At 58.1% G+C, this 9,810-nt stretch carries 9 protein-coding genes and 2 pseudogenes; 2 read left to right on the forward strand and 9 right to left on the reverse strand.

Features of this window, described 5'->3' with window-relative positions:
- Window position 1 precedes the first annotated feature (1 nt).
- On the forward strand, window positions 2-298 hold the full coding sequence (locus T260_RS0119375) for a PepSY domain-containing protein (RefSeq protein ID WP_031212076.1): 297 nt from the start codon (window positions 2-4) through the stop codon (window positions 296-298).
- Here the strand turns inward: T260_RS0119375 and T260_RS136900 are convergent.
- Window positions 293-1,144, reverse strand: coding sequence for a YtnP family quorum-quenching lactonase (locus T260_RS136900; protein WP_023633318.1), 852 nt, complete (start codon window positions 1,142-1,144; stop codon window positions 293-295). The two genes, T260_RS0119375 and T260_RS136900, sit on opposite strands and share 6 nt — an antisense overlap.
- Window positions 1,145-1,224: 80 nt before the next feature.
- The gene (trmB, locus tag T260_RS136895) at window positions 1,225-1,878 is read right to left on the reverse strand and encodes a tRNA (guanosine(46)-N7)-methyltransferase TrmB (RefSeq protein WP_011232297.1); all 654 of its coding nucleotides are present in this window, start codon (window positions 1,876-1,878) and stop codon (window positions 1,225-1,227) included.
- 208 nt (window positions 1,879-2,086) lie between these two features.
- Between trmB and T260_RS136890 the strand changes: the two genes are divergently transcribed.
- Entirely contained in the window at window positions 2,087-2,356 is a 270-nt protein-coding gene (locus T260_RS136890) for a YtzH-like family protein (protein ID WP_011232298.1), read from the forward strand.
- A gap of 109 nt (window positions 2,357-2,465) precedes the next feature.
- Here the strand turns inward: T260_RS136890 and T260_RS136885 are convergent, their stop codons facing one another.
- From T260_RS136885 to T260_RS136865, 7 genes and pseudogenes are all read right to left on the reverse strand, one after another.
- The gene (locus T260_RS136885) at window positions 2,466-3,248 is read right to left on the reverse strand and encodes a phosphotransferase family protein (protein WP_015375644.1); all 783 of its coding nucleotides are present in this window, start codon (window positions 3,246-3,248) and stop codon (window positions 2,466-2,468) included.
- Between the two features lie 453 nt (window positions 3,249-3,701).
- The gene (gene pulA / locus T260_RS136880) at window positions 3,702-5,858 is read right to left on the reverse strand and encodes a type I pullulanase (RefSeq protein WP_023633319.1); all 2,157 of its coding nucleotides are present in this window, start codon (window positions 5,856-5,858) and stop codon (window positions 3,702-3,704) included.
- A 101-nt stretch (window positions 5,859-5,959) separates the two neighbouring features.
- Window positions 5,960-6,898, reverse strand: coding sequence for a hypothetical protein (locus T260_RS136875; RefSeq protein WP_014196578.1), 939 nt, complete (start codon window positions 6,896-6,898; stop codon window positions 5,960-5,962).
- An 11-nt stretch (window positions 6,899-6,909) separates the two neighbouring features.
- On the reverse strand, window positions 6,910-7,488 hold the full coding sequence (gene thpR, locus T260_RS136870; RefSeq protein WP_011232303.1) for an RNA 2',3'-cyclic phosphodiesterase: 579 nt from the start codon (window positions 7,486-7,488) through the stop codon (window positions 6,910-6,912).
- A pseudogene (locus T260_RS0119380) lies at window positions 7,485-8,246 on the reverse strand (MFS transporter); the annotation flags it as partial. The pseudogene T260_RS0119380 and the gene thpR, both read right to left, overlap by 4 nt.
- Before the next feature lie 40 nt (window positions 8,247-8,286).
- Window positions 8,287-8,802 (reverse strand): annotated as a pseudogene (locus tag T260_RS0119385) (MFS transporter); the annotation flags it as partial.
- Window positions 8,803-8,871: 69 nt separating this feature from the next.
- Window positions 8,872-9,810, reverse strand: a 939-nt coding sequence (locus T260_RS136865; RefSeq protein WP_023633320.1) for a Sapep family Mn(2+)-dependent dipeptidase, incomplete at its 5' end; no start/stop codon positions are given.

Here is a 9,810-nt window from a genome sequence, read left to right on the forward strand (position 1 = left end):
CATGGCTTGGAAACAGTGGCTCGTCGGCGCCGCCGTCGGTGCGGCCGTCGTCTATGCCATCCGCTCCGCTTCCAAACCGGCGCTCCTTGCCCCGGAACAAGCGCTGGCGCTGGCGAAAGCCGCGCTTGGCGGTCCGCGCGCCATCCGCGGTTCCTGGATTCAATCCGCCCCGGAGCGGTATGAGAAAAACGGCCTGGCGTACACCGTATACCGCGGCGGCGTCTGTTGCGACGATGGAGATGACGAGTTTTTCGTGAACGCCTGCACCGGCGCCATCATCGAGATCAGACCGCTATAGCGCAGACCGCTCCCGCTTCACGGCAGCTTCCATCGTTCCGTCGGTCCGCCATTTGACCGCCCGGTAATAGGCGTCGTGATAAAACGTAAACCACGCGTTTCTTTCTATGCCGTACGGGAGCCATCGCTGTTTGGCAAAAATCGAATCCATCGGGTAATCGTCGTACGCCATCACCCAAAGGACGTTTTGATGGGCGTGCGTGCCAAGCAAATCGCCAAGATGAATGGCCATCTCCCCGTCTGATTCGATGAGCACGATCGCATGCCCGGCGCTATGCCCGCCGGTATGGACGAGGCGGATGCCAGGAACGACTTCCGTTTCCTTTTTAAACGGAACGACTTGATCCGCGATCGGCTCCCAATTTTCTTTCCAATACGTATTGCGCGATCGGATGTTCGGGTTTCGCATTTCCTCCCACTCGACATCCGAGGTGATGATCGCCGCGCGCGGAAACGCCGGCACGAGCCGTCCGTCTTCCCAAACGGTCAATCCGCACGCATGGTCAAAATGCAAATGGGTCATGATGACGATGTCGATGTCGCGCCGCGTCAGCCCGAGCTTGGCAAGCGATTCATCAATCGCTGATTCTTCCGTGACGCCGAAGTTTCGCTTTTGCTTGTCGGTCAGCTTGCCGTTGCCGATGCCGGATTCAATGAGCAGCCGTTTTCCATAGGCTTCCACCAAAATCGGATCGGTGCGCAGCTCGATTTGATTGTTGTCGTTCGGCGGATATTTTTTCGACCAAAGCGGTTTCGGCACGACGCCAAACATCGCCCCGCCGTCAAGATGGGTGACGCCGCCCCGAAGCCATGTCAATGTGACTTGTCCAATTCGCAACTGTTCCATTTCCTCTCTCCCCCCTCCACTAGTGTACCATTTTCTCCATCAATCGGAAATAGAAAAAGACCCGACCAATCGGTTCGGGCCTATGACGACCGCCGCGGCGGGCGCACCGCCTCGCATCGGTAAATGCGGTTTCCTTTGGCAGAAAATTTTTCCTCATACTCTGTCATGACATTGTCCGTCATGCCGCTTTGATGCAAGTCGAGCTGGACCGATGCGAGCACAAACCCATATTGCGACAAACTGACAAGCGAGTATTCGAAAAACGATTGATTGTCCGTTTTCAAATGGATGTCTCCGTCTTCCGCCAAAATGCGGTCATAGAGCGCCAAAAAGTCCCGATACGTCAGCCGCCGCTTTTCGTGCCGCTTTTTCGGCCATGGGTCGGAAAAGTTCAAATAAATGCGCGACACTTCCCCGTCGGCAAAAAACGCGGTCAGATCTTTCGCATTGGCGTTCAGCAGCTTGACGTTCGCGAGCCCGCTTTCGATCAGTTTGTCAAGCGCGGACACGAGCACGCTCGGGTACAGCTCGATGCCGATGAAATTGACATCCGGATGAAGTTTGGCCATTTCCGTGATAAATTTGCCTTTCCCCGTCCCGATCTCGACATGGAGCGGTTGGTCGTGGCCGAACAGCTCGCGCCATCGCCCGCGCTTTGTTTCGGGATCGGGAATGACGTATTGCGGATACGCGGCGATTTTGTCTTTCGCCCACGGTTTGTTGCGCAAACGCATATTGACACCTCAGCCTTGTTTCCGTTTGTTGGTTTGACGATACCACACTCGCGCCAAAGAAGCAAACGCGAAAAAACGCCCGGGCTTGAACGCTCTCCCACCTACGCTCACGCGTAGAAGCAGGGGGTCTTTTCGGTTTCGAATAATAAACTCGGCTCGATCCGGGCATGATAAAACCGTACAGCCTGGCGAAAGGATGGTGACCAGCATGCCGCTCAACTATAACCATCAATTGACCGTACTTCGCGACATTTTATCCGAACATCAGCTCGATTGCTGCGGAACGGTTTCCGAATGCGAACAAATTGAACGGCTCGCTAAATCGCTGCTCGCCAACGATGAGGTGGACGGCCAAGTCAAGCAAATTCTCCCCCATATTTACGCTTATGGCCAAGGCGGGAAATACAGCACTGATTTAAACGCCCACATTTCCGCCCACCAAGGCCAGCTCGCCGACTGGGTGAATGGGCTGTCCTGACCGCGGCGCCTTCGTCATCGGCAGCGGAAACAAATGGCGCGGCGGCAGCCGAACACAGCGATCGCGCAGCCCCCGGCGCCGGCCGTTCGGACGCTGAGGCCTCGCTTGGTCAACTCTCTACCATGACGCGCTTCAATAACCGAAGCGACTGCTCCTTTTCTTTTTGGCCGTCCTTCCCTTTCGGCCAAAACAGCGAGTGCAACGTATGAGCGATCGTATACCACTTTAGGCGGAGGCCAAGCTCCTGGCTCCATTCCCATCCGTACTGGTCGAGCCACGTCTTCCATTCGGCGCGCGGAATGTACAGATGAAGGAGCATGCCGATGTCGATCGCCGGATCGGCGATCATCGCTCCGTCCCAATCGATCAAGTACAACGTGCCATCATCGGCCAGCAGCCAATTGTTATGGTTGATGTCACAGTGGCAGACAACATATTCGCCATCCGGCAATGACGACACATGCTGCTCCAGCCAGTCAAGCGCCTGACAGACGACAGAACCACCGACCGGATGACGCCGCTGCTGCTCAGCGAGGAGAGCGAGCATTTTCTTCGCGCGCAGCGGAGATTTGCCGAGCCGCTTCAGCATCGTCACCAGCTCTTTTGAACGATGGATTTTCCTTAGCAGCGCCGCCACTTGCTCGCTTCCCATCTCCCACGGCTTCAGCTCCCGGCCGTTCAGCCATTGCTGGGCCGTAAACACATCGCCGTTTTCGAGCCGTTTCGTCCATACAAGCTTCGGGACGATGCCCTCGGCCGACAATACAGCCAGAAACGGAGAAGAATTCCGCTTTAAAAACAATTTCTTTCCTTCATATTCCGCAAAATACGCATCCCCTGTAGCGCCGCCAGCGGGAGTGATCTCCCACTCCTTACCTAGTAACTGTTCCAAGCGTGTTCACCTGCGACTTAAAAATAGAAACATCTCCGTTTGCTTCTCGCGCCCAAATAAAAAGGACGGCCAGGCCGCGTCCTTCCTCCGTCCGTTTTACTTGTATTATACTGAAATACCGCTCCGGCATGCAAACATTTTTCTCGGCAAACGCCCTGCTTAAAACTGCCAAAGCGGAAGTGCCCCGCGGCTCCCACTCCGATCGGCCGCCCTTTCCCGTTTCGTCTCAACTGGAACACCGTTCATTGGGTGCGCCAAAGACGAGCGCAGCCGCTCTTGCAAAGGGCTGACGACTGAAACAAACAACCTGCTCAACGCCGGTCTTTCTCAAGTGCAGAAGGATTGCCAAATCGGCTTCTCCTTTCCGACAACCCCCATTGGCTTGGCGAACATACTCGTTTTTCATCGGCCTTCCAAAGGTCTTGTGGCGAACCCCGCGCGCCGTCTGAGCGGTCACCCTGCAGGATGGACGAGCACCCATGTGCCGATGCCGTCAAGCCGAAGCATGCCGCGCGCTTGGCCAAAGGGCGTTGTCCCGCATCGCTGTCCGTCGCATACAACCGCCCACTCGCGCTCGTCGGGGAGCGCAATGGCTGTCTCTTTCTCCTCGTTATGATGCACGACGATGATGTCCTCCCAAGGCCCATAGACGGCGGCATCATGCAATCGGTAGGCGATGACCGACGGCGGCAGCGGCTCAAGAAACGTGAAATGACGCAGCACTTCCGCCTCCGTGGCGAGGCGAAATGCGCCATGCGCACGGCGAAGGGCGATCAATCCTTGAACGTAGCGGACGTCGTCTTCATAGCGGCTTTTCCGCTCCCAATCCAGCTGATTGACCGCATCCGGCGATCGGTAGCTGTTCCCATCGCCGCCTTTCGTCCGATAAAACTCTTGGCCGCTGTGCAAAAACGGAATGCCTTGCGCCAACAGAACGATCGCCGTCGCCAGCTTTTGCCGCTTTCGCCGGAGCCATTCCGGCTCATCATGGTTGGCCGCCTCCATCTTATCCCAAAACGTATGGTTGTCATGACATTCGACGTAATTGATTGACTGACGCGGGTGGCAAAACAGCCCGCCGAGCGCTCGCAAGCTCCCGGCAATGGCGAGCTTCACCTGTTCTCGCCCGCCTGGGTTGCCGAGGGCGAACCCACGGTCCGGCAAATGAAAGGTGCTCCCTTTCACCGCATCGCGAAACCGGTCATTGAAATAAGCGAAGCGCGGCAGCTGCTTGGCGTTGGCCATCGTCGCCTTTTGTTCCGGTGGAAGAGGCGTCGGCAAATCCCACCCTTCCCCATACACAAGGATCGACGGATCGATGGCGTCGAGGGCATCGCGCACCGCTTTCATCGTCTCGATATCGTGCACGCCCATCAAATCAAAGCGGAACCCGTCAATGCCATATTCTTTCGCCCAAAACACCACCGAATCGACGATCCAGCGGCGCGCCATCCGCCGCTCCGAAGCGATGTCGTTGCCGACGCCGGTGCCGTTGGCCGGTTGGCCATAGGCGTCGTAGCGGAAGTAATAACCGGGAACGAGCTTCTCAAGCGGCGATTGCTCCCGGTCATAGACATGGTTGTAGACCGCATCCATCACGACGCGCAAGCCATTTTCGTGCAGCGTGTGGATCGCCTGCTTCAATTCTACAATGCGCGCGTATGGATCCGCTGGATCGGTCGCATAACTCCCTTCCGGCGCATATAGATGAAGGGGATTGTATCCCCAGTTGTAAGCCGCTTGTGGGTCGCGCTCATCGACGCCCGCAAAGTCCATAAACGGCATGAGCTGCACATGGGTGACGCCCAGCTCTTTGACATACGAAAGCCCGGTGGCCGTCCCGTTCGGCCCGCTCGTGTTCGTTTCGGCCAGCCCGAGATACTTCCCTTTATGGACGGCGCCGCTGTCCGGGTGGCTGGTAAAGTCGCGGATGCTCAGCTCATAAATGATGGCATCCGTCGGCGAACAGAGCGGCGGAAGCGGCAAAGAGGGCGGCGCCAGCTTCGTTTTCTCCCAGTCGATCACGACGCCGAACTCGCCATTGACCGAAACCGCGGTCGCATACGGGTCCACTGCCTCGCGCCATACGCGGTTGATGCAGGCGATATATGTGTAACGCGCTCGCTCCCAATCGCCGGGGACGACGGCTGACCATACGCCGCGTTCGCCGCACACAAGCGGCACGCAGCGGATCTCGTCGAGATGCGGATGAACCAGCTTGACGCTAACCGCGGTGGCGGTCGGCGCCCATACGCGAAATACCGTCTGTTCTTTGAGATACTCCGCTCCTAACGGTCCATCATAGAAAAACCGATCATCAAATGCAGGAGTGCGCACAACGGCGCCGATTTGAACATCGGTCTCCTCCCCGCGGCAAGAACGCACCCAGTATGTCGCTCCAAACTCGAACGCGGATGCAAACCGGCACACATATTTCACCGTCTCCCCAACATCCTCGACGTGCTGCACGGACAGCGGAATCTCCTCGCCGCTCGGCGCCACGAGCGTAAACGGCGCCATTCCATCAAAGCCGAGCGATTTCGGCGCAAGCACAACGATTTGATCCATCTCGTCCAAATAGGCGGCAAACGTTCGGCTGATGTGAAGCATGTGCGTTCACCCCTTTTTTCTCCCGTTAATACCATCATACGTAAAAGAAAAAGGGCGGTGCCAAATCATCGGCCGGTCGCCCTATCGATGCACAGATGTTTCTATTGTTGCCCTTCCTCGCCGCTCATATTCCCGTCATGGCGGCGGTCGTAAAAGCTGGCGCAATGGCGAAGCAGCGCCTCAGCCGCTTTCAGCTGCCCGTGCCGAAGCGGGAGAGCGGAGCGGCGCAGGCGGGAAAACCACTCGTCATAATTTCGCTTATCAATATAGCGGATAAACGGAAAAAGACCGCCGCTGTCAATGTAGCCGGAGCGGTTTAACAGCACGAGGTGGATCGGCCAATCGACCTCATGTTTGCGAAAAATCTCCGAAACGATCTGCTCCGTCCGCCGCAGCGACACGACCGGGTTGACCAGCCTCGTTTCGTTCGTTCCGGCCTGTTCCACCCAAAACCGGCCGGTTGACGCCATGACGATGTTGTCCGGCCTTCCTTCGACGAAGGCAATGCACCAGAGCGCGGATGGCGTCAACATCATCGTCTCCAGCTCCACCGGCGCCTTGCCGACCATCGCCACCGGCCGGTAAAAGCATAAATGCGTATCCGGAAACCGTTGCAAAAAATATTTCAACGTCTCATCGCCATACACGGCTTCATCGAGGGAGGAAACGTACATCATCGTGGAACTCGCCCATTTCAGCTGCAACTCGAACAACTCATCCAAAAACTGCTGTTTCAATTCCTCCAGAGTAGCCGCCGGACGAGCCATCGGCGCAAGAGAAAACGTCTCTTCTTCCGTAAGCGCGGCACGGCGGCGCCATCGTTTCGTCAGCCGTTCCCACCATGACGGTTTGTCAAGCCAAGCATTCCACGTCTCGCCCGTTTCAAGCCATCCGCTGGCCTCAGCCGTTCGTTCGGCTTGCCACCGCGCTTTTGCCTGCTCCCATTGCCGCTGCTTCAGCCGGATGAACTCCGGCACATAATAGTACACATCCGTTTCGTAGCGGGAAATGCAATCCATGAGTTTAACGAGCTGACCCATTGTTTCACCTGCTATTTCCGGCCATTCATCGGCGCGCCAAGCAACGGGAACACGGCGATCGCTTCGTACTTCGGCGTCCGTTCCATATTCGTCCGATACAGCACGATCTCAGGCACCGAAAACACCGCCTTGGCCGCGGCAAGCGAACGGAGGCGATCCGGGTGAAACGGTTCGGCTCCCTGCCATTTGCGAGCGATCGTAATATGCGGGGCAAACGGCCGCCGGTCCAAGGAAAACCCAAGCTTCATGCACGCTTCATACACGTCGCGCCGCAGCGCATGCAGCCGCTCTTCCATTTCGACTCCTTGCCAAAAAATGCGCGGCGCCGTCCGCTCCCCGAACGTCCCAAGCCCGGCAAGCACGAGGGGAAACGGGGCGCATCGGGCGGCGGTGGCGGCCATCGCTTCGCACAGCGGCGCCATTTTTTTCGGCGGCACATCGCCTAAAAACGCGAGGGTGATATGATAGTCCTCTTCATGCACCCATGTGCGAAACGGCAGCGACGGCGCCGCATTGCTCGAAAAACGGGCGATGGCTTGTTTCGCTTCGGCTGTCAGCGGAACAGCGATGAAATAATGACTCCGTTTCATCCTTTCTCACCTGCCGATTTGGTCGTTTTTTCCAGTTTCCCCAACCAAATGAGCACGAACACTCCAACGATGGTGCAAGCGCCAAAAAACACGTAGACAGCGCCGATCTGCCAACGCTCAAACAAATATCCGCCCACCAACGTGCAAAACCACGCGCCAAGTCCGCTGCTCGTCGCCGAGTAAAGGGCGACGGCCGTCGCCTGCACCCGCTCGGGCGCCAAGCGGCGCACATACTGGAGGGCGGTTGGAATTGCCAGCCCGACCGAACATCCTTGAACGATCGCTGTGATATAGACAAACCAAAGCGGCGGATCGGCGACATACGACCACCAGCGGGCGGCCGACACGAGCGCAGCCAACACGAGCAGGCGCGTCATGCCGAACCGGCGGATGAGCCGGTCGGCCGTTTTCATAAACGGCGCTTCGCTTCCGGCAGCCAGCCAAAAGGCGAAGCCGATGCCGGTCAGCGTGCCGCCAAGCTCGTGGATCAACAGCCCGAAATAGGAATTGTTGGCATAAATCGGACCAAACAGCAAAAATGTTGCGACAAGCAGGAGCTGAAACGAGCGGACGGACAGCAGCCCGCGCACATCCCGAAACGTCAACGCCCCCGGCGCCGCCATCGGGTAGCGCGGCAGGCGGGCGGCCAAAACAGACGCGGCCAACAGCGCCAACGAAAAGGCGTAAAAAATGACCGCAAACGCGACATGATCGGACAGCCATCCGACAACCAACACCGACGCGGCAAACCCGATCGACNGCATGTCGACCGAAAAGACGGCCGAAAAACAGCGCCAACGAAAAGGCGTAAAAAATGACCGCAAACGCGACATGATCGGACAGCCATCCGACAACCAACACCGACGCGGCAAACCCGATCGACCCCCAAAGCCGAATCGCCCCGTAGTTTCCGCCCGAGCGGCGCACATGATGAAGGGCGATGCTGTCTGAGAGCGGAACGATCGCGCTTTGCGCCGCCGAAAGCAGCACGGTCAGGGCGACGAACACCTGGTAGTTTCCGGCCAGCGAATAAAGAAGCCCAAACAGCGCTGTCACCCCGAGCGCCAGCGTCAACAGTTCGACCGGTTTGCGCGTATAATCGGCCGCCGTGCCCCAAAGCGGCTGGGCCGCCATCGTCACGATCGGGGGAAGCGACATGATCCAGCCGATCGCCGCCCCCGAAAGGCGCGCCTCTTCCTGCAAATAGACGGACAAAAGCGGAAACAACGCGCCAAAAGCAAAAAAGATGAGAAAATAAAAGAGCGGAAACACCTGTTTTCGCACCGCCGCCTCCCGTTTGAACGCCGCTTCCATCCCGTCCCCCCTTTCGTTAAAACAACGCCCGCCCCGCTCTCTTTTTTCGCCGGGGCGGCGGACCGCCGTTTATTTCGCCAGCTCGTAGATCGCCTGCGCGTAAATGGCTGTCGCTTTCACCAAATCGTCGATTTCGATATACTCATCTTTCTGGTGGGCGACATCCGGACGGCCCGGAAACAACGCGCCAAACGCCACCCCGGCGGTCAAGGCGCGGGCGTATGTGCCGCCGCCGATGGCCAAAAGCCGGGCCGGCTCGCCCGTCTGCTCTTCGTAGACGCGCTGAAGCGTGCGGACAAGCTCGTGGCTCGGATCGATATAATGAGGCTTCGTATCGCTGAAACGGCTGAGCGCGAATCCATGTTCAGCCGCAGCGCCGGCGAGCGTCCGGCGGATCGCGTCACCGTCGGCCGTCACCGGATAGCGGATGTTCAGCCCAATCGTTCCGCCATGCCGCCGGTCATACGACAGCACCCCGACGTTGACCGTCAAGTCGCCGCTTTGTTCGTCCCGATACGCAAGGCCGAGCCGCCGGCCGCGGGCATCGCCGAAAAAGGCGGAGGCCACAAACTGAACGAACGGCCGGCTTCGGCCATCGAGCGGAAGCGACGCCAAAAACTGAGCCAAATAGACGCCGGCGTTTTTGCCGCGCTCCGGCTCGGCGCCATGAGCGGACACCCCTTCCAATTGAAAGACGACGGCCCCTTCGCTTTGCCTCATGCTCCCCTTTACGCCGCGCTCCCAGCAAAACTGTTCATAGAGGCCAAGCAGCTCCTCCGTCCGTCCCGCTCTTTCCACCACCGCTTCGGCCGCATCCGGCACCATATTGTAGCGGCGCCCGGCTTGGAATGAGGCAAGCGCGAGCCCTTCCGCCTCCGCCGATTTAGGCGGGCGGTACGACAAATCGGCGTCAATGATTCCTTTTTCAGCATAAATGATCGGGAAATCAGCATCCGGCGCAAATCCGACATCCGGCATTTCCTCATGGCGAAAAAAATGCGCCGAAAA

Origin of the sequence: Geobacillus thermopakistaniensis (assembly GCF_000498995.1) — a bacterium.
Taxonomy (GTDB): Bacteria; Bacillota; Bacilli; order Bacillales; family Anoxybacillaceae; genus Geobacillus; species Geobacillus thermoleovorans.